The sequence below is a fragment of the Micromonospora sp. NPDC047465 genome (genome assembly GCF_040643125.1).
Lineage (GTDB): Bacteria > Actinomycetota > Actinomycetes > Mycobacteriales > Micromonosporaceae > Micromonospora.
Genome location: NZ_JBEYTP010000010.1, coordinates 132843 through 151683, shown reverse-complemented (window position 1 = coordinate 151683; position 18841 = coordinate 132843). Strand labels below are relative to the sequence as shown.

The window sequence follows — 18841 nt, the reverse complement described above, 5'->3', positions numbered from 1 at the left end:
TCGTCGAGGGCGTCCTCGGGCACCTCGGCGCGGCCGGCCTGGTCGCCTCGTGGCGGCACCGGCACCGGCGTGGAGCGGACGGCCTCGGGGTGCTCGTTGCCCACCCGCTGCTCTTCCTGTCGCATCGCGGTCTCCTCAGCGGCTCGTGACGTCGTGCTGGCTGTCCGGACTGCGCTGCTCGGGCGGCCGGTGCCCGACCGGCTCCTCGCCGAGCAGGTCGGCGAAGAGGGCCCGGTAGTGGACCACGGCCTGGCGGAGCTCCTCGGTGCTGGCCTCGCCGCGCGAGTTGCGCAGGTGGATGTCGTGGGCGTCGCGGTAGTGGCCCAGCGTGCGGGCGTGTTCCACCGAGAGGTGGGCGATCTGGTCGGAGAAGTCGCCGGTCGGGTAGCCGCGTTCGGCGATGAGCCGGGTGACCAGTTCGTCCGCGTCGCCCACGGTCTCGGCCGGGGAGTCCACGAAGCGGACCTGGATCTCCTCCCAGGCGGCGGCGTACCGGGCGCGGGACTCGGGGGCGAGGGGGGTGAGCGTGAGGTCGGCGTGGCGGCGCTGCCGCTCGCGCAGCTCCCGCTCGGCGGCGGTACGGCTGTCCCGTTCGGCGACGGCGCGGTCGTACTCGGGACCGAACCGCGACCGCAACGCCCGACGGCGGGCGTACGACCGGGCGGCCACGGCCAGCGCCGCGATCACCAGCACGACGAGAACTATGACGATTACCTGCGTGGGCGACATGGCTCCTCCTTCGGCCAGTGGTATTCCCTCCGCTCCGTGATCGCCAATCCCGTTCCGCGGCACTTTCCTGACGAACCCGACCTGGCGGCATTCCCCGTACCGACATGACGAGTCGCACAGAGTGATCGCCCCGCGAAAACTTGACTCATTCCAGAAAAGGCGCTTGGGTGGGGTGATGCCGGTCGAGACCGACGTCGAACGCCTCCGGGCCGCCGGGTTGCGGGTCACGCAGCCCCCGGCTCGCGGTGCTCGCGGCGGTACGCGACCGGCCGCACCTGGATGCCGACACGATCACCCGGCTCGCCCGGGTCCGCCTCGGGCGGATCTCGGTCCAGGCGGTCTACGACGTCCTGCACGCGCTCACCGGGGCGGGCCTGCTGCGCCGGTTCGCCCCGGCCGGCGGGCCGGCCCGCTACGAGCTGGCCGGGGACGACCACGACCACCTGGTCTGCCGGGAGTGCGGGGCGATCGTCGACACCCGTCGCAACCGGGCCCCCGGGCCCTGCCTCGACCCGGGGGGCGCCACCTTCGCCGTGGAGTCCACCGAGGTCACCTACTGGGGCCGGTGCCCCACGTGCCAGCAGCGACACCACCGCTGACGCCAGCCGTCACACCGACCAGGAGGAGCGCCATGAGCGACCCGCAGGCCAGCAAGCCGATCCTCACCACCCGTCAGGGTCACCCCGTGCACAACAACCAGCAGCAGCGGACGGTCGGTTCGCGTGGCCCGGCGACGCTGGAGAACTACCACTTCCTCGAGAAGATCAGCCACTTCGACCGGGAGCGCATCCCGGAGCGGGTGGTGCACGCGCGCGGCTTCGTCGCGCACGGCGAGTTCGAGGCGTACGGGACGATCGGCGACCAGCCGGCGTCGACGTACACCCGGGCCAAGCTTTTCCAGACCAGGGGCAAGAAGACCCCGGTCACCATCCGCTTCTCCACCGTCATCGGCGGCCGGGACTCCTCCGAGGCGGCCCGCGACCCGCGCGGCTTCGCCGTCAAGTTCCGCACCGACGACGGCAACTGGGACATGGTGGGCAACAACCTCCAGGTCTTCTTCATCCGCGACGCGATCAAGTTCCCCGACGTGATCCACTCGCTGAAGCCCGACCCGGTGACCTTCCGCCAGGAGCCGAACCGGATCTTCGACTTCATGTCCAACACGCCCGAGTCGATGCACATGCTGACCTGGCTCTTCTCCCCGTACGGCATCCCGAGGAACTACCGGACCATGCGCGGGTCCGGGGTGAACACCTACCGGCTGGTCAACGCCGAGGGCGAGGGCGTGCTGGTCAAGTTCCACTGGCTGTCGCAGCAGGGCGAGCACAACCTCACCCAGGCCGAGGCGGACGCCATCCAGGCCACCGACCTGGGCCACGCGTCCAAGGACCTCTACGAGGCGATCGAGCGCGGCGAGTACCCGAAGTGGGAACTCAACGTCCAGGTCATGAGCGACGACGAGCACCCGGAACTGGACTTCGACCCGCTCGACGACACCAAGATCTGGCCGGAGGAGGACTTCTCCTACCTGCCGGTCGGCATGATGACGCTCAACCGCAACATCACCGACCACCACAACGAGAACGAGCAGATCGCCTTCGGCACCGGCGTGCTGGTCGACGGGATCGACTTCTCCGACGACAAGATGCTGGTCGGCCGCACGTTCTCCTACTCGGACACCCAGCGGTACCGGGTCGGCCCGAACTACCTCCAGCTGCCGGTCAACCGCCCGCGCGAGGACGTGGTCGTCAGCACCAACCAGGGCGGCGGCCAGATGTCGTACGGGGTGGACAACCGGGGCGGCAACCCGCACATCAACTTCGAGCCGTCCTCGGTCGCCGGGCTCCGGGAGGCCGACGAGTCCTACCGGGAGTACCGCCCGTTCGTCTCCGGTCAGGTCATGAAGGCCCCGATCGAGCGGCAGAACAACTACTCCCAGGCAGGCCGGCGCTACCGCGAGATGGCCGACTGGGAGCGCGACGACCTGATCCTCAACCTGACCACCCTGCTGGCGCAGTGCGACAAGCACATCCAGGAGAAGATGGTCTGGCACTTCAGCCAGTGCGACGAGGACTACGGCCGTCGGGTCGCCGAGGGTCTCGGCATCTCCGTCAGCGCCTGATCCGCACACCACCCACCGAACGCCCCGCCGGCCCCGGCGGGGCGTTCGTCCGCTGTGGACGTCCGTCCGGTAGGCCCGACGCGACGGACGGTAGTGCATCGGGCGGGATTTACGTATCCTGCCCAAGGCGTCCGTCGGACGGGCCGGCACCGTCGGCCGTGACCGTCCGACCCGGACGCTGCCCGGCCGGCGCCGGCCGGGCAGCCACACCTTCCGGGCGAGGTCTGATTGAAATCCCGCGACTGGCCGATCCGCTCCAAGCTGACCGCGCTGGTCGTCGTCCCGGTGACCGCGCTGCTGGCGCTCTGGATCTTCGCCACGACGCTGACCTTCGGGCCGGCCCTCGACCTGCTCGCCGCCCGGACCCTCCTCTACGACCTCGGCCGCCCCGGCGAGACGGTGGTGGCCGAGCTGCAACGGGAGCGTCGGCTCTCGGTGGTGCACCTGGCCGGCGGGGACGTCGCGCCCGGGCTCGCCGAGCAGCGCCGGCGGACCGACCGAGCGGTCGCCGAGCTGCGCCGCCGGGTCGGCGGGGAGGAACTGCGCGACGCCGCCGGTGACCACCTCGACACCCGGGTCGACCACCTCGTCACCGCGCTGGACGCGCTGCCCGCGGGGCGCGGGTTCATCGACCGGCGCGAGGTCGACCGGGCCGGCGCGGTCGGGCTCTACAGCGGGATGATCTCTTCGGCCTTCCAGGCGTTCTCGGCCATGGCGAACCTGCCCGACCAGGACCTGAACCGTCAGGCGCTCGCCGTCACCGCGCTCGGCCGCAGCCGGGAGCTGCTCGGCCAGACCGACGCCCTGCTGGCCGGGGCGTTCACCGCCGGCCGGTTCGCCGAGGGCGAGCACACCCAGGTCGTGCAGACCATCGCCAACCAGCGGTTCCTCGCCGAGGCGGCGGTCGCGGACCTGCCCGATGCGGAGCGCGCCGCGTTCCAGCGGCTGACCGAGGGGGAGGTCTTCGGCCGGCTGCGGGCGATGCAGGACACCCTGGTCGGCGCCCGGTCGTCGACCCGGCCGGCGGTGGACCCGGCGCAGTGGCACGCCAGCTACGAGGCCGTGCAGCAGGCGCTGCGGGAGTTCGAGCTGGCCCAGGCCGACGGGCTCGCCGACCGGTCGGTGCCGACGGCCGTCGGCATCCTCGTCCGGCTCGCCGCCGCCGGGGTGCTCGGCCTGGCCGCCGTCGTGGTCTCGGTCCTGGTGGCGCTGCGGGTCGGTCGTTCCCTCGCGCAGCGGCTCACCGGCGTACGCACGGCCGCGCTGGACATGGCCGAACGCCGGCTGCCCGACGTGGTGGCCCGCCTGCGCCGCGGCGAGCAGGTCGACGTAGCCCGGGAGGCGCCCGCGCTGGAGTACGGCGGCGACGAGATCGGCCAGGTGGCGCGGGCCTTCACCGAGGTGCAGCGGACGGCGGTCCGCTCGGCCGTCGACGAGGTGACCCTGCGCCGGGGGCTCAACGAGGTCTTCCTCAACATCGCCCGCCGCAGCCAGGGGCTGGTGCACCGGCAGCTCGCCCTGCTCGACCGGATGGAGCGGCACACCGAGGACCCGGACGAGCTGGCCGAGCTGTTCCGCGTCGACCACCTCGCCACCCGGCTGCGGCGGCACGCGGAGGACCTGGTCATCCTGGCCGGCGCCGCCCCCGGGCGGGGCTGGCGCAACCCGGTCGCGATGGTCGACCTGATCCGGGGCGCCATCTCCGAGGTGGAGTCGTACGACCGCGTCGACATCGCCGCCGTGCAGCCCGGCGGCGCGCTGGGGCGGGCCGTCGGCGACGTGATCCACCTGCTCGCCGAGCTGATCGAGAACGCCGCGGCGTTCTCCCCGCCGCACACCCGGGTGGAGGTCTCCGGGCAGCACGTGGCCAACGGCTACGCCGTCGAGGTCACCGACCGCGGCCTGGGCATGACCGCCGCCGCGTTGGAGGACGCGAACCGGCGGTTGGCCCGGTCCCCCGACTTCGAGCCCGCCGAGACGGCTCGGCTCGGCCATTTCGTGGTGGCCCGGCTCGCCGCCCGGCACGGGGTCCGGGTGCGGCTGCGCCCGTCCGACGGAGGCGGGTTGACCGCCGTCGTGCTCATCCCCGCCGACCTGGTCACCGACGAGCCGTCCCTGCTGCCCGAGGGCGTCGCCCCGCCGGAGGACCAGTCCGGGGCGACGTCGGAGGAACGGCGGATGGCCCGGGCGAGTCGGCTGAGCACGCTGCCCCGGCCCCGTTCCGTCCGAGCCGCCGAACCCGGCGCGACGCTGCCCTCCGCAGCCCCGTCCGCCGCAGCCCCGCCTTCCGCGGCTCCCGCCTCCGCCGCGCCGGACCAGCCCGGTCGCGCCGCCGGCCCGGCCGCGTCCGGCGTCGGGGGCCCGGCCTCCGCCGGGCCGGGTCGGGCCGCCCCCGCGTCCCGAGACCCAGCCCCCGCCGGCCGGGTGCCCGGCGGCCCCGGCCCCGCCGAGAGCGCCGGGGAGATCGACGGGCTGCCGCGTCGGGTGCGGCGTCACGGGCCGGCCGTCCGGCGGCGGTCGACGTCGGACGCCCCCGGTGGCGGTCCGGCGCTCGGGCACCCCGCGGCGGCCCGGCACCCGGTCGCCGACGGCCCGGCGCCGCGGCCACCGGTGATCGAGAGCCCGACCCCGCGCACTCCGGAGGAGGCGCGGCGCGCCATGTCCGCCCTGCAGGCGGGCACCGCCCGTGGCCGCGCCGCGGCCGGCGGCGCGACGGCTGACGGGGCCGTGGCCGCCGGCGCCCCGGCGGCCGGTGGCGACACACCGGAGCAGGCCGCGGAGCCCACCCCGACCCTGGCCCCCACCCCGACCCTGACGCCGGCCGAGCCGCCGGCGGAACCGGACCCCGTGACCGCGACTGAGAGGGACGCCTGATGCTGCATCCGACGAGGCAGAGCGCCGATCTCGACTGGTTGCTCGACGACCTGGTGGAACGGGTGCCGCCCGCCCGCCAGGCGGTGGCGCTGTCGGCCGACGGGCTGCTGCTCGGCTCCTCGACCAACCTGGACCGCGCCGACGCCGAGCACCTGTGCGCGCTGGCGTCCGGCTTCTCGAGCCTGGCCCGGGGCGCGAGCCGGCAGGTGGCCGGCGGGGCGGTTCGGCAGACCGTGGTGGAGATGGAGTCGGCGTACCTCTTCGTCACCGCCGCCGGGCAGGGCGCCTGCCTCGCGGTGGTCAGCGACGCGGACGCGGACATCGGCCTGGTGGCGTACGAGATGGCGATGCTGGTCACCCGGGTGGGGGAGTACCTGAGCGCCCCGGCCCGGTCGGCGGCGGGGGCTGCCGATGCGGGCTGAGTCCCCCGGGCCGCAGCACGAGTGGCTCGACGACGACGCCGGCCCCGTCGTGCGGCCCTACACCCTCACCGGCGGGCGGGTCCGGTCGTCCGCGGACGGCTTCGACCTGGTCGCGTACGTGCTGGCCGCGCCGGCCGCCGACCCGGCCGCCCACCCGGAGCTGCACCCCGAGCACCGGCGCCTGGTGTCGCTGGCCGCCCGGCCGGTGCCCGTCGCCGAGTTGGCGGCCGAGCTGGACCTCGCGCTGGGCGTGGTCCGCGTCCTGCTCGGCGACCTGCTGGCCCGGGGACTGGTCGCGGTGCACCAGCCGACGGCCGCCGCCTACCTGCCCGACGACGACATCCTGAAGGCGGTGGTCAGTGGACTCCGTGCGCTGTGACGAGGCCGGTTCCGCTCCCCGGATCCCGCTCGCGCTGAAGATCCTCATCGCCGGGGGCTTCGGCGCCGGCAAGACGACGCTGGTGAGCGCGCTCAGCGAGGTCCGGCCGTTGCAGACCGAGGAGATCCTGACCGGGGCCGGGGTCGACACCGACGACCTGTCCGGCGTCGAGGCGAAGTCGACCACGACGGTGGCGATGGACTTCGGCCGGATCACGATCAACGACGACCTCCAAGTCTACCTGTTCGGCACCCCGGGCCAGGACCGCTTCTGGTTCCTCTGGGACGAGTTGGCCTTCGGGGCGCTCGGCGCGGTGGTGCTCGCCGACACCCGTCGCCTTGCGGACTGCTTCCCGTCGATCGACTACTTCGAGCAGCGGGGCATCCCGTTCGTGGTGGGGGTGAACTGTTTCGACGGCGCCCGGCGGTTCAGCCTGGAGACCGTACGCCAGGCGCTGGACCTCGACCCCGACGTGCCGTTGGTGCTCTGCGACGCCCGGGACCGGCAGTCCGGCAAGGAGGTGCTGATCGCCCTCGTCGAGCACGTGGCCCGGCAGCGGGGCGAGCCGGTGCCGGCGGCCTGAGCCCGCCGGCGCGGCCGGTCCCGTCGACCGGCCGTGACTCGGCGCGGCTTTCTGGGTAAGGAGCCAGCACAGGGGCGAGCCTCTGGTTGGATCGACGGAGGAATCGGCGGAGGGCGGAACCGGTGGCGGAGCAGGGCGCGGTCGTCCACATCGGCGGCTACACGGCACACGGCGGGGGCCGGGGCACCGGCATCGTCGCGGCCCGGCGGGACCCGGGCTCCGGCGAGCTGTTCCCGCTCGGCACCGTCGCGGTCACCCCGGCGCCCTCCTTCCTCGCCCGGCACCCGCGGCTGCCGGTGCTGTACGCGGTCAACGAGCTGCCCGACGGCGAGGTCAGCGCCTTCCGGGTGGCCGCCGACGGCGACCTCACCCCGCTCGGCACCCGGCCCACCGGGGGCGCGGAGCCCTGCCACCTGGCGGTCGTCCCGGACGGCGGCCACCTCGTCGTGGCCAACTACGGCGGCGGCAGCGTGGCGGTGTTCCCGCTCGGCCCCGACGGGGTGCCCGGCGAGCGCAGTGACCTGGTGCAGCACGAGGGGCACGGGTTGGACCCGGAGCGCCAGGCCGGCGCCCACGCCCACATGGTCAACCCCGACCCGGGCCGGGGCCCGCTGCTCGCGGTCGACCTCGGCACCGACTCGATCTACCGCTACGACCTGGACGCCGCCTCCGGTCGGCTGGTGCCCCGGGCGCCCCGGGTGCGGGCGGCCGCCGGCTCCGGTCCCCGGCACCTGGCCCGGCACCCGGACGGCCGGCGGTGCTGGGTGGCGGGGGAGCTGGACGCCTCGGTGACCGCGTACGAGCTGACCGCCGAGGGCGCGCTGCACCAGCGGGGCCGGGTCGACGCCAGCGACCGGCCCGGGCACGTCCAGCCGTCGGAGATCGCGGTCGGCCCGGACGGCCGCTTCCTCTACGTGGCCAACCGCGGGGTGGGCACGGTCGCGGTCTTCGCCCTGGCCGGCGAGCTGCCGGAGCTGGTCGCCGAGGTGGATACGGGTGGGGAGTGGCCGCGGCACTTCGCCCGGGCGGGGGAGCACCTCTACGTGGCCGACGAGCGGGCCGACATGGTCCGGGTCTTCCGGGTGGACGCGGCCACCGGTGTCCCGGCCCCGGTCGGGGAGCCGGTGCCGGTGCCCAGCCCCACCTGCGTCCTGCCCTGACCAGGACAGATCAACGCGCCGAGGCGAGACGGTTACTCGTCGTCGACAATTTGGTGGTCAACTGTATCTCCTGCGTAACTTTCGTCCGAACGGTTGTGGCAGCTACCAGGGCGGGTACGCAGTATGGTCAGCGTGTCAGCAGGCCGCCATCGCATGCGTACCAACGTTCACGCAGCTACCGCCGCCGCTGCCGTCGGCGTGCTCGCCGTGACGGCGGGCGGCTGGTTCGGCTACCAGCAGCTGGCGCAACCGGACTGCTCCGGCAGGATCGAGCTGTCCGTCGCCGTCGCCGACGAACTCGCCCCCGCCGTCGACGCGGCGGCCGCGCAATGGGTCAAGGACGGGGCCGCGGTCGGCGGGACCTGCATCGCCGTGAAGGTCTCGGCCTCCGACCCGGTCGACGTGGCCGCGACGGTCGCCGCCAAGCACGGTGTCACGCTGGCCGGCGTCGGGCAGGCCAGTGGCACGGCGGTCAGCCCGGACGTCTGGGTGCCCGACTCCTCCACCTGGCTGCTGCGGCTCAAGACCGGCGGCGCCACCGCCTTCGACCCCGGCAACGGCACGTCCATCGCCCGCAGCCCGGTGGTCGTGGCGATGCCGGTGCCGATCGCCTCGCGGCTGGGCTGGCCGCAGAAGAAGTTCAGCTGGACCCAGCTCCTCCAGCAGGTCCAGAGCGACAAGCCGCTGCGTACCGGCATCGTCGAGCCGACCCGGGACGCGGCGGGCCTGTCCGGCCTGCTCTCGCTGACCACCGCCGCCAGCGCCACCGGCGGCCCGGACGCCGAGAAGGACAAGGTCGCCGCGCTGCGGGCGCTGGCCACCGACCGCTCGGCGCTGCGGCCGGACCTGCTCGCCCGGTTCCCCACCGCGTCGGACGCGACGACGATCGCCAGCAGCCTCGGCGCGGCGGCGCTGTCCGAAGAGGACGTGATCCAGTACAACAGCAAGAAGCCGCCGGTGCCGCTGGCCGCGCTCTACCTGGAGCCGGCGCCCGCGCCGCTGGACTACCCGTACGCGGTGCTGCCCGGCATCGAGCCGGCCAAGGCGTCGGCGGCGCGGGTGCTCTACGAGGTGCTCACCACCGCCGACTTCCGCGACAGGCTGGCGGCCCAGGCGCTGCGAGCGCCGGACGGCAACTGGGGCGCGGGCTTCGACGCCCCGCAGGGCGCACCCAGCCCGGCCGGCGGCGCGTCGACCCCACCGGCGACCGGCGGCACCGCGGCGACCGGCGGGCCCGACCCGCAGAACATGGACCGCGCGCTCTCCAGCTGGTCGATCGCCACCCAGTCCGGCCGGATGCTCGCCGTCATCGACGTCTCCGGCTCCATGAAGGAGAAGGTGGCCAACGCCGGCAACGCGACCCGGCAGCAGGTCACCGTGGAGGCGGCCCGGCGCGGGCTGAACCTCTTCGACGACTCCTGGTCCATCGGCCTCTGGACGTTCTCCACCGAGCTGGTCGGCTCCCGCGACCACCAGGAGTTGGTCGCCATCGGGCCGCTGTCGCGGCAGCGCGGCAAGCTGGAGCAGGCGCTCGGCTCGATCCGGTCCTCCAGCGGCAGCACCGGCCTCTACGACACGATGTTGGCGGCGTACCAGAAGGTGCAGGACAACTGGGAGCCGGGCCGGGTCAACTCGATCGTGCTGTTTACCGACGGCAAGAACGAGGACTCCGACGGCATCACCCAGCAGCAGCTGCTGGCCGAACTCAATAAGATCAAGGACCCGGAGCGGCCGGTGCAGGTCGTGATCATCGGTATCGGCGGCGACGTCAGCAAGGCCGAGCTGACGTCGATCACCGACGTGACCGGCGGCGGCGCCTTCGTCACCGAGGACCCGACCAAGATCGGCGATATCTTCCTCCGGGCGGTCGCGCTGCGCAAGGCCCCGGCCTGACCGACGGACCAGGGCGTGCAGGGGCCCGTCGTACCGCCGGATCCGGTACCGCGGGCCCTCTCCGCCACCGGCCCCTTCGGGAAAAGTGACGGCAATACGTCGGAAGCGATCGTCCACCGTGGTTGTCGGGGCAGGATGTCGTAGTGCTCCGCGGCCGGCCCGCGACGGGGTCGGTCGGCGACCGGGGCCGTCGGCATGCGAAGTGGGGAGGGCCGGTGACCTCGGCGACGCTGTTGACCCCCGCCCGAGCGGCGTCGCCGGACCAGCCGTGGTCCGGGCAGGCGGCCCGCACCGACGAGCGCGCCTACGTCCGCTCCCTGGTGGTGCTGGACACCACCATCCTGACCATCGCCGTGCTCATCGGGTACGTGGCCCGCTTCGGCGGTGACACCCCGGGCGGTTCGAAGGTCCCGTACGTCGTGGTGGCTCCCGGGCTCGTCGTCGCCTGGCTGATCTCGCTCCGGGTGCTGCGCTGCTACGACGACCGGGTCCTCGGGTACGGCGCGGACGAGTACCGGCGGGTCAGTGCCGCCAGCCTGCGCCTCGCCGGTGGCATCGCCATCGTCGGCTACATCGCCGACGTCGGCGTCTCCCGGGGCTTCCTGGGCATCTCGTTCGCGGTCGGCGCCGTCGGTCTGGAGGTGGCCCGGTTCGCCGCGCGCAAGCGGCTGCACCGGGCGCGGTCCCGGGGCGCGGGCTGGTCGCGCAAGGTGCTGGTGGTCGGCGACACCGCGCACGTGCTGGAGCTGGTGCACACCCTGCGCCGCGAGCCGTACGCGGGCTACCAGGTGGTCGGCGCGTGCATCCCCGACGCGCTGCTCGCCCCGGTCGCCCAGCGGCTGGGCGACGTGCCGGTGGTCGGCTCGTTCCGGGGCATCCCCGAGGCCGCCACCGCCATCGGCGCGGACACGGTCGCGGTGACCGCCTCCGGCGAGCTGACCGCCACCCGGCTGCGGCGGCTGGGCTGGCAACTGGAGGGCACCGGCGTCGACCTGGTGGTGGCGCCCGCGCTGACCGACGTCGCCGGCCCGCGCATCCACACCCGGCCGGTCGCCGGCCTGCCGCTGATCCACGTCGAGGCACCCGAGTTCCGCGGCGCCCGCAAGCTGGTCAAGGGCTTCGTCGACCGGGCGGCCTCCTCACTGGCCCTGACGCTGCTGCTGCCGCTGCTGGCCGTCATCGCGCTGGCGATCAAGCTCGACAGCCGGGGGCCGGTGCTGTTCCGCCAGACCCGCGTCGGGCAGGGCGGCCGGGAGTTCGGCGTCTACAAGTTCCGCACCATGGTGGTGAACGCCGACGCCCTGCTGGCGGAGCTGGCCTCCCGCAACGAGACCGACGGCCTGATGTTCAAGATGCGCGACGACCCGCGGGTGACCCGGATCGGCCGGCTGCTGCGCAAGTGGTCGCTGGACGAGCTGCCGCAACTGGTCAACGTCCTGTTCGGGCAGATGAGCCTGGTCGGCCCCCGCCCGCCGCTGCCCTCCGAGGTGGCCCGCTACGACGGGGACGTGGCCCGCCGGCTGCTGGTCAAGCCCGGCATGACGGGGCTCTGGCAGGTCAGCGGCCGGTCCGACCTCAGCTGGGAGGACGGCATCCGGCTCGACCTCTACTACGTGGAGAACTGGTCGCTCGCGGCCGACCTGACGATCCTCTGGAAGACCTTCGGTGCCGTGGTCAACAGTCGCGGGGCGTACTGACCCGCCCCGGTGGGATCAGTCCTGCGGGCCGGTCCAGTCCAGGCACACCACGACCGCGTCGTCGACCAGGTCACCGGCGACGAACGCGCGCAGGTCGCCGATCAGCGAGCGCACCGCGTCCAGCGGCTCCATCGGCCCGGTCCGGCGCAGGAACCGGTCGAGCGCGGTCTCGCCGTACCGGACGTCCTGCCCGGTGGCGTCGATGACGCCGTCGCTGACCACGAAGAGCCGGTCGCCCCGGCACAGCTCGAACCGCTGCTCGTGGTAGTCGGTGGCCTCGAACATGCCGAGCGGGAACTGCGCCTTCAGCGGCAGTTGGCGGACCTCCCCGTCGCGCAGCAGCACGAGGCGGGGCGACCCGGCGTCGACCACGGTCAGCACCCCCGAGCGCAGGTCGAGGTCCATCAGCAGCGCCGCGAGGTGCTGGCCGCCGCGGTGCAGGTCGTAGATGGCCTGGTCGGCGAGGGCCGCCTGGTCGGCGAGGCCGAGCCCGGCCCGGCGGGCGTTGCGTAGCGCGTACGTGGCGAGCGAGGTGAGCATCGCGGCGGCCACCCCCTCGCCCGTGCCGTTGATGGTGGACAGCCAGACGCGCTCCCCGTCGTCGGACCAGTCGAAGCTGTCGCCGCGCACCGCGTACGCCGGTTCGAGCTGCCCGGCGAGGCTGAACGAGGGCCGGATCCGGCTGCGGCCGGGCAGCATCTCCCACTGCATCTCGGCGGCGAGGGTGAGCCTCCTGCTGCGCCGCGCGGCCCGGTAGACGTCCGTGCCGGCGCTGACCGCGGCGATCTCGTGGGCCAGCGCGGTGGCGGCCTCCGCCAGCTCGTGGAGCGTCCCCGGGTCGCCGGGGGCCGGCGCCACCCGCAGCACCCCCCGGCGTTCCCCGCGCATCGACACCGGCAGGTACGCGGTGTCGTCGGCGACGATCGGGGTCTGGTGGTCGAAGCAGCGCCAGGCGGGGTGCCCCGGGCTGGTGACCGTCTCCCCGTCACCGAGCGGCAGCAACGCCGACAGCCGGTAGTCGACCTGGAGCAGCTGCACCCGGGTGATCCCGTAGGCCCCGGCCAGGGTGTCGGCGACCCGGTCCAGCAGGAGATCGGCGGGCGCCTCGTTGAGGGCGCGCCGTACCCGGTTGACCGGTTCGCTCATCCTTCGCTCCTTGGTCGCGAGCCCGCACCAGCGGTTTCGGAGTAGTCTCGGGCGCACCATGGCGGAAGTGCACGGTCCCCAGGGGCCTCAGACGAGTATGGCTGCCGAGCTCGACGCGGTGGCCGACGCCCTGCTGACGGTCTGGGAGGCCGCGCGGGAGCGCACGACCAGCCGTGTCTCCGGCGCCCAGCTGCGCGCGATCATGCGGGTCGAGCAGCACGACGGGATCAACCTCCGCCGCCTGGCCACCGGGCTCGACATGCTGCTCTCCTCCGCCAGCCGGCTCTGTGACCGGCTGGTCGCCGCCGGCATGCTGGAACGCGAGCCCGGCCGCCTCGACCGGCGGGAGATCTCGCTGCACCTCACCTCGGAGGCCCACCGGCTCCTCGCCGAGCTGCGGGACGACCGGCGCCAGCAGCTCGCGGCGATCCTCGGCGACATGACCCCCGAGGGGCGGCAGGCCCTGCTGGTGGGCATGCGGGAGTTCGACGAGGCGGCGCGTCGCCGCCACGCGTCCGTCCAGTCCGTCGAGCCGGCCGGCCCCTGGTCCGACGCGGGCGGCCCGGCGGGGCCACCGGTCGGCCTACCGAAGCAGGAGTGGCCCGGCGACGAGCCGAGGGTGGCCAGGACGGCCTGACCCGCAGGCGGCACGCCCGGACCGTCCGCACCGCGTGCCCGGGCGGGGGCGGCTTGTCACGCGTCGGGCGCCGCGGCCACCGCGAGCATCGCGATGTCGTCCTGGCTCTGCCCGTCCATCCACTTCTCGACCCGGTGCAGGAGCCGGTCGACGAGCGCGGCGGGAGGCAGTCCGGCCGCCGAGGCCAGCGCCGCGCGCAGCCGCTGTTCGCCGAACACCTCGCCGCCCCGGGGGCCGCCACACGCCTCGGTCACCCCGTTCGTGTACGCGAGCAGCAGCTCGCCGGGGGCGAGCCGGGCCTCCGCCTCGGCGAACCGGGCGGCGGCCAGCGCGCCCACCGGCATTCCCCCGACCGGGAGCGGGGCGACGGTGCCGTCGGCGCGGACGACCAGCGGGGACGGGTGGCCGCCGCCGGCGACCCGGACCGTCAGCCCCCCGCCGGGCGCGTCGCCCTCGGCGTACCGGACCCAGTGCGGCCGGTTCTCGGCGGGCGGGGGCGGCAGGTGGACGACCAGGGCCAGGTCGGCGAGGTAGGGGACGGGGAGCCTGGCCGTGGTCCGCACCGTCTGGCCCCGGTCCATGGACAGCCCGAGGCGGCTGCCCGCCTGGGCGAGGAACGCCGTCCGGGAGCGCTCGGCGCGCAGCGCCTCGTCACGCGTGTGCTCCTCGGTGACGTCGCGCACGTACCAGGCGTGCCGCCCGGCACCCAGGTCACGCCGTACGCCGCGCAGCCGGCGGCCCCGGTGCTCGGCGTCGAAGGCGTCCTCGCCGCCGCCGGCCGCGTGGGCAACGCCGCCACGGCACACGTCGGCAGTGCCGTGCCGGGCGTGACCTCGGGGAGGAGGCGGCTCGCGATCGCGTTGACCAGCGTGACCCGTCCCGCCCCGGCGGTCGTCACGACCGCCTCGGTGAGCCCGTCCAGCAGTTCGCGGGTGAGCCCGGAGCCGGCCGACAGCGCGTTGTCGGGGGAGTGCGGGCTGCGGGATCGGGCGGGCTGCCCACCGCCGCCCGCCGGGCCGGGGGCACCGCCGCGGCGGGTGGTGGTCACCGCCGCTCGCCGGCCGCCCCGGTCTGTCGACCTGTGCGCATGCTGGTCGTGCACTCCTCAGGTGGGGATCGTTGCCTCGGGGCAAGCGTACCGAGGAGGCTGCCCGACGCCCATCGGAGGCGGCCGGGCTCAGGGCTGCCGGGTCAGCCAGCCGGCCGGTCGGGCGAGGATCCGGCGGACCACCGAACCGGCCCCGCCGACGGCCGCCGCCGCGCCGCCGAGCGCCGCGGCACGGACGGTGACCGGCGACCAGGCCGCGGTGAGCACCCGGCGGGAGACCTCGGCGAGCACCGGCGGGCGGAGCCAGGGCGCCAGCGGGGCGTATCCGCCGCCGAGCACCACGGTGTCCAGGTCCAGCAGGTTGACCACCCCGGCCACGGCGACCCCGAGCGCGGTTCCGGCGTCGGCCAGGGCGTGCAGCGCCGCCGGGTCGCCGGCTCCGGCCAGCTCCGCGAGCCGGGTCGTCGCGGTGTCCGCCGGGAGGTCCGCGCCGGCCAGGCCGGCCGCCGCGAGGATGGCCTCCTGACCGGCGTACGTCTCCAGGCAGCCCCGAGCCCCGCACCGGCACGGCCGGCCGTCGGGGCGGACCGGGACGTGGCCGATCTCGCCGCTCCAGCCGCGGGCGCCCCGGAACAGGGACCCGTCCAGGACGATCCCGGCGCCGATGCCGACCCCGCCGGAGACGTGCAGGAAGCTGGCCGGGCCGGCCGGTCCGGCGTGCAGCTCGCCCAGCGCGGCGAGGTTGGCCTCGTTGTCGACCACCAGCGGTGGCACGCCGTCCACGTGCGCGGTCAGCGGCGGATGCCCGGCGAGGAGGGCGGGAACGGGCACGTCGCGCCAGCCCAGGTTCGGGGCGAGGCGGACCACCCCGGCGTCGTCGACGAGGCCGGGCACCGCGAGGGCCGCGCCGGCCAGGGTGAGCCCCTCGCGGGCCGCGTCGGCCCGGGCGCGCGCGGCCAGGTCGACCAGCCGGGACACGGCCTCGGCGGGCGACACCGGCCGGAGGTCGGCGCGGTGCACCGTGTGGTGGCGGACCCGGCCGGCGAGGTCGACCACACAGGCGGCCAGGTAGTCGACGTTGACCTCCAGGCCCAGCCCGGCCGGACCGTCGGCGGCGAGCACCAGGCCCCGCGACGGCCGCCCCGCGCCGGTCCGCGGCGTCGGCTCCGCCTCGCTCACCAGCCGGCCCGCGAGCAGGTCTTCCACCACGGCCGAGACGGTGGCCCGGGTCAGGCCGGTCCGGGCGGCCAGCTCGGCCCGGGACGGCGGGCGGTCCGCGGCGGCGATCCGGCCGAGCACCACGGCGAGGTTCCACTCGCGCAGGCTGCCCTGCCGGACCGGCCCGGACGGGGCGTCGGGTCGGGTCACCCCTTGACGCTGCCACAGGCCGATCAAATAATTCAACCACTGAACAAATAGCGGACGACACCCCCGGAGGTCTGCCATGGCACCCCGTCCCACCCCCGCCGACAAGTTCTCCTTCGGCCTCTGGACGGTGGGCTGGCAGGCCCGCGACCCGTTCGGCGACGCCACCCGTGGTGAGCTGGACCCGGTCGAGGCGGTGCACCGGCTCGCCGGGCTCGGGGCGTACGGGATCACGTTCCACGACGACGACCTGGTGCCCTTCGGCGCGGACGCCGCCACCCGCGACCGGCACGTCGCCCGGTTCCGCAAGGCGCTCGACGAGACCGGCCTGGTGGTGCCCATGGTGACCACCAACCTGTTCACCCACCCGGTGTTCAAGGACGGCGGATTCACCAGCAACGACCGCGACGTCCGGCGCTACGCGCTGCGCAAGGTGCTGCGCAACGTCGACCTCGCCGCCGACCTCGGCGCCCGCACCTTCGTGATGTGGGGCGGCCGGGAGGGTGCCGAGTACGACCTCGCCAAGGACGTCCGGGCCGCCCTGGACCGCTACCGGGAGGCCGTCGACCTGCTCTGCCAGTACGTCGTCGACCGCGGCTACGACCTGCGCTTCGCCCTGGAGCCCAAGCCGAACGAGCCGCGCGGCGACATCCTCCTGCCCACCGTCGGGCACGCCCTAGCCTTCATCTCCACCCTGGCCCACCCCGAGCTGGTCGGGCTCAACCCCGAGGTCGGGCACGAGCAGATGGCCGGCCTGAACTTCGCCCACGGCATCGCCCAGGCGCTCTGGCAGGGCAAACTGTTCCACATCGACCTCAACGGCCAGCGCGGCGTCAAGTACGACCAGGACCTGGTCTTCGGCCACGGCGACCTGCTCAACGCGTTCGCCCTGGTCGACCTGCTGGAGCACGGCGGCCCCGGCGGCGTGCCCGCCTACGACGGCCCCCGGCACTTCGACTACAAGCCCTCGCGCACCGAGGACACGACCGGCGTCTGGGCGTCGGCGGCGGCGAACATGCGGACGTACCTCCTGCTCAAGGAGCGGGCGGCGGCCTTCCGAGCGGATCCGGAGGTGGCCGAGGCGCTGGCGGCCAGCCGGGTCGCCGACCTCGGCACGCCGACGCTGGCGCCGGGAGAGGGCCATGTTGAGCTGCTCGCCGACCGTTCCGCGTTCGAGGAGTTCGACGTCGACGGGGCCGCCGCGCGGGGCTTCGGCTTCGTCCGGCTCAACCAGCTCGCCGTCGAGCACCTGCTCGGCGCGCGCTGAGGGCCGTCGGAGATGCCGCTCGTCGCCGGGGTCGACTCCTCGACCCAGTCCTGCAAGGTCGTCGTCCGGGACGCGGAGACCGGTGCCCTGCTCCGGCAGGGCCGGGCACCGCACCCGGACGGCACCGAGGTCGACCCGTCGGCGTGGTGGTCCGCGCTGGCCGCGGCGGTCGACGCCGCCGGCGGGCTGGCCGACGTCGCGGCGGTCTCCGTCGCCGGCCAGCAGCACGGCATGGTCTGCCTCGACGAGGCGGGCGCCGTCGTCCGGCCCGCGCTGCTGTGGAACGACACCCGCTCCGCCGGGGCCGCCGCCGAGCTGGTCGAGGAGGCCGGCGGCGTGGCGGCCGGCCGCCGGTTCTGGGCGGACGCGGTCGGCAGCGTGCCGGTGGCCAGCTTCACCGCCACCAAGCTGCGCTGGCTGGCCCGGCACGAGCCGGAGCACGCGGCCCGGGTGGCGGCCGTCTGCCTGCCGCACGACTGGCTGACCTGGCGGCTGGCCGGCGCGCCCGGCCTGGCGGCGCTGCGCACCGACCGGGGCGACGCCAGCGGCACCGGCTACTGGTCCCCGGCCACCGGCGACTACCGGCTCGACCTGCTGGAGCGCGCCTTCGGCCGGCGCCCGCACGTGCCGGCCGTGCTCGGCCCGGCGGAACCGGCCGGCGCGCTGCGCCCCGACGCCCTCCCCGCCGGCGGATCCGCGCCCGGCGGGCTGCTGCCCGACGAGGCCGTGCTCGGCCCCGGCACCGGGGACAACGCCGCCGCCGCGCTCGGGGTCGGCGCGGGGCCGGGCGACGTGGTGCTCTCCATCGGCACCTCCGGCACCGTGTTCAGCGTCGCCGACACCCCCGCCGCCGACCCGACCGGCGCGGTCGCCGGTTTCGCCGACGCCACCGGCCGCTTCCTGCCGCTGGTCTGCACGCTCAACGCCGCCCGCGTGCTCGACGCCGCCGCGGCCCTGCTCCGGGTCGACCTGGACGAGTTGGCCACGCTGGCGCTCGCCGCCCCCGCCGGCGCGGACGGCCTGGTCGTGGTGCCCTACCTAGAGGGCGAGCGGACCCCGGACCGGCCGCTGGCCACCGGCGCGGTGCACGGGCTGACCCTGCGCACCTCGACCCCCGCCCACCTGGCCCGGGCCGCCGTCGAGGGCCTGCTCTGTGCCCTCGCCGAGGGCCTCGACGCGCTCACCGCCCAGGGCGCCACCGTGCGCCGGGTGATCCTCGTCGGTGGGGGAGCCCGCTCGGTGGCGGTGCGCCGGATCGCGCCCGAGGTCCTCGGGGTGCCGGTGGTCGTCCCGCCGCCGGGGGAGTACGTCGCCGACGGCGCCGCCCGCCAGGCCGCCTGGGTCGCCCTGGGCGGCGCGGCGCCCCCCACCTGGTCGGTCCGGGACACCGAGGAGTACGCCGCCGCGCCCGTCCCCGCCGTCCGCGAGCGGTACGCCGCCGCCCGCGACCGCTTCCTCGACCGGCTCGACCGCGACCCGGCCGGCGAGAGGTAAACGGCTGTACGGGCGCGCCCCGGCT

The 18841-nt window shown here is 75.0% G+C and carries 16 protein-coding genes; 12 read left to right on the top strand and 4 right to left on the bottom strand.

Going from position 1 to position 18841, the window contains the following annotated elements:
• Positions 1–135: 135 nt before the first annotated feature.
• Complete coding sequence (locus ABZ793_RS12695; protein ID WP_357456149.1) at positions 136–729, bottom strand: hypothetical protein; 594 nt, start codon at positions 727–729, stop codon at positions 136–138.
• A gap of 245 nt (positions 730–974) precedes the next feature.
• On the opposite strand from ABZ793_RS12695, the gene ABZ793_RS12690 reads away from it, so the two are divergent.
• From ABZ793_RS12690 to ABZ793_RS12650, 9 genes are all read left to right on the top strand, one after another.
• Complete coding sequence (locus ABZ793_RS12690; protein ID WP_357456146.1) at positions 975–1328, top strand: transcriptional repressor; 354 nt, start codon at positions 975–977, stop codon at positions 1326–1328.
• A gap of 32 nt (positions 1329–1360) precedes the next feature.
• Positions 1361–2851, top strand: coding sequence for a catalase (locus ABZ793_RS12685; protein ID WP_357456143.1), 1491 nt, complete (start codon positions 1361–1363; stop codon positions 2849–2851).
• Between the two features lie 228 nt (positions 2852–3079).
• Entirely contained in the window at positions 3080–5725 is a 2646-nt protein-coding gene (locus ABZ793_RS12680) for a nitrate- and nitrite sensing domain-containing protein (RefSeq protein ID WP_357456140.1), read from the top strand.
• The gene (locus ABZ793_RS12675; RefSeq protein WP_350708741.1) at positions 5722–6147 is read left to right on the top strand and encodes a roadblock/LC7 domain-containing protein; all 426 of its coding nucleotides are present in this window, start codon (positions 5722–5724) and stop codon (positions 6145–6147) included. Before ABZ793_RS12680 ends, ABZ793_RS12675 begins: the two co-directional genes overlap by 4 nt.
• Positions 6137–6526: a DUF742 domain-containing protein gene (locus ABZ793_RS12670; RefSeq protein WP_357456137.1), complete on the top strand. Its 390-nt coding sequence runs from the start codon at positions 6137–6139 to the stop codon at positions 6524–6526. Before ABZ793_RS12675 ends, ABZ793_RS12670 begins: the two co-directional genes overlap by 11 nt.
• A complete protein-coding gene (locus tag ABZ793_RS12665) occupies positions 6507–7109 on the top strand; it encodes an ATP/GTP-binding protein (protein WP_350708658.1) in 603 nt (200 codons plus the stop codon). The genes ABZ793_RS12670 and ABZ793_RS12665 overlap by 20 nt, the downstream gene beginning before the upstream one ends.
• A 122-nt stretch (positions 7110–7231) precedes the next feature.
• Positions 7232–8269: a lactonase family protein gene (locus ABZ793_RS12660; RefSeq protein ID WP_357456133.1), complete on the top strand. Its 1038-nt coding sequence runs from the start codon at positions 7232–7234 to the stop codon at positions 8267–8269.
• Positions 8270–8401: 132 nt separating this feature from the next.
• Complete coding sequence (locus tag ABZ793_RS12655) at positions 8402–10162, top strand: substrate-binding domain-containing protein (RefSeq protein WP_357456130.1); 1761 nt, start codon at positions 8402–8404, stop codon at positions 10160–10162.
• A 215-nt stretch (positions 10163–10377) separates the two neighbouring features.
• Positions 10378–11859, top strand: coding sequence for a sugar transferase (locus tag ABZ793_RS12650; RefSeq protein WP_357456127.1), 1482 nt, complete (start codon positions 10378–10380; stop codon positions 11857–11859).
• 15 nt (positions 11860–11874) lie between these two features.
• Here the strand turns inward: ABZ793_RS12650 and ABZ793_RS12645 are convergent, their stop codons facing one another.
• A complete protein-coding gene (locus ABZ793_RS12645) occupies positions 11875–13005 on the bottom strand; it encodes a PP2C family protein-serine/threonine phosphatase (RefSeq protein WP_357456124.1) in 1131 nt (376 codons plus the stop codon).
• Between the two features lie 97 nt (positions 13006–13102).
• Here ABZ793_RS12645 and ABZ793_RS12640 point away from each other — a divergent pair, with 97 nt between their 5' ends.
• Positions 13103–13642, top strand: coding sequence for a MarR family transcriptional regulator (locus ABZ793_RS12640; protein WP_357456121.1), 540 nt, complete (start codon positions 13103–13105; stop codon positions 13640–13642).
• A gap of 56 nt (positions 13643–13698) precedes the next feature.
• Here ABZ793_RS12640 and ABZ793_RS12635 read toward each other — a convergent pair whose 3' ends face one another.
• Entirely contained in the window at positions 13699–14448 is a 750-nt protein-coding gene (locus ABZ793_RS12635; RefSeq protein WP_357456118.1) for a PP2C family protein-serine/threonine phosphatase, read from the bottom strand.
• A 371-nt stretch (positions 14449–14819) separates the two neighbouring features.
• On the bottom strand, positions 14820–16058 hold the full coding sequence (locus ABZ793_RS12630) for an ROK family transcriptional regulator (RefSeq protein ID WP_357456115.1): 1239 nt from the start codon (positions 16056–16058) through the stop codon (positions 14820–14822).
• Between the two features lie 76 nt (positions 16059–16134).
• Between ABZ793_RS12630 and xylA the strand changes: the two genes are divergently transcribed.
• Together xylA and xylB are read left to right on the top strand one after the other, a co-directional pair.
• Positions 16135–17322, top strand: a complete 1188-nt coding sequence (gene xylA, locus ABZ793_RS12625; protein ID WP_357456112.1) for a xylose isomerase — start codon at positions 16135–16137, stop codon at positions 17320–17322.
• A gap of 12 nt (positions 17323–17334) precedes the next feature.
• Positions 17335–18816 (top strand): xylulokinase, encoded by a 1482-nt coding sequence (gene xylB / locus ABZ793_RS12620; RefSeq protein ID WP_357456109.1) that lies wholly within the window; start codon positions 17335–17337, stop codon positions 18814–18816.
• Positions 18817–18841: the final 25 nt, after the last annotated feature.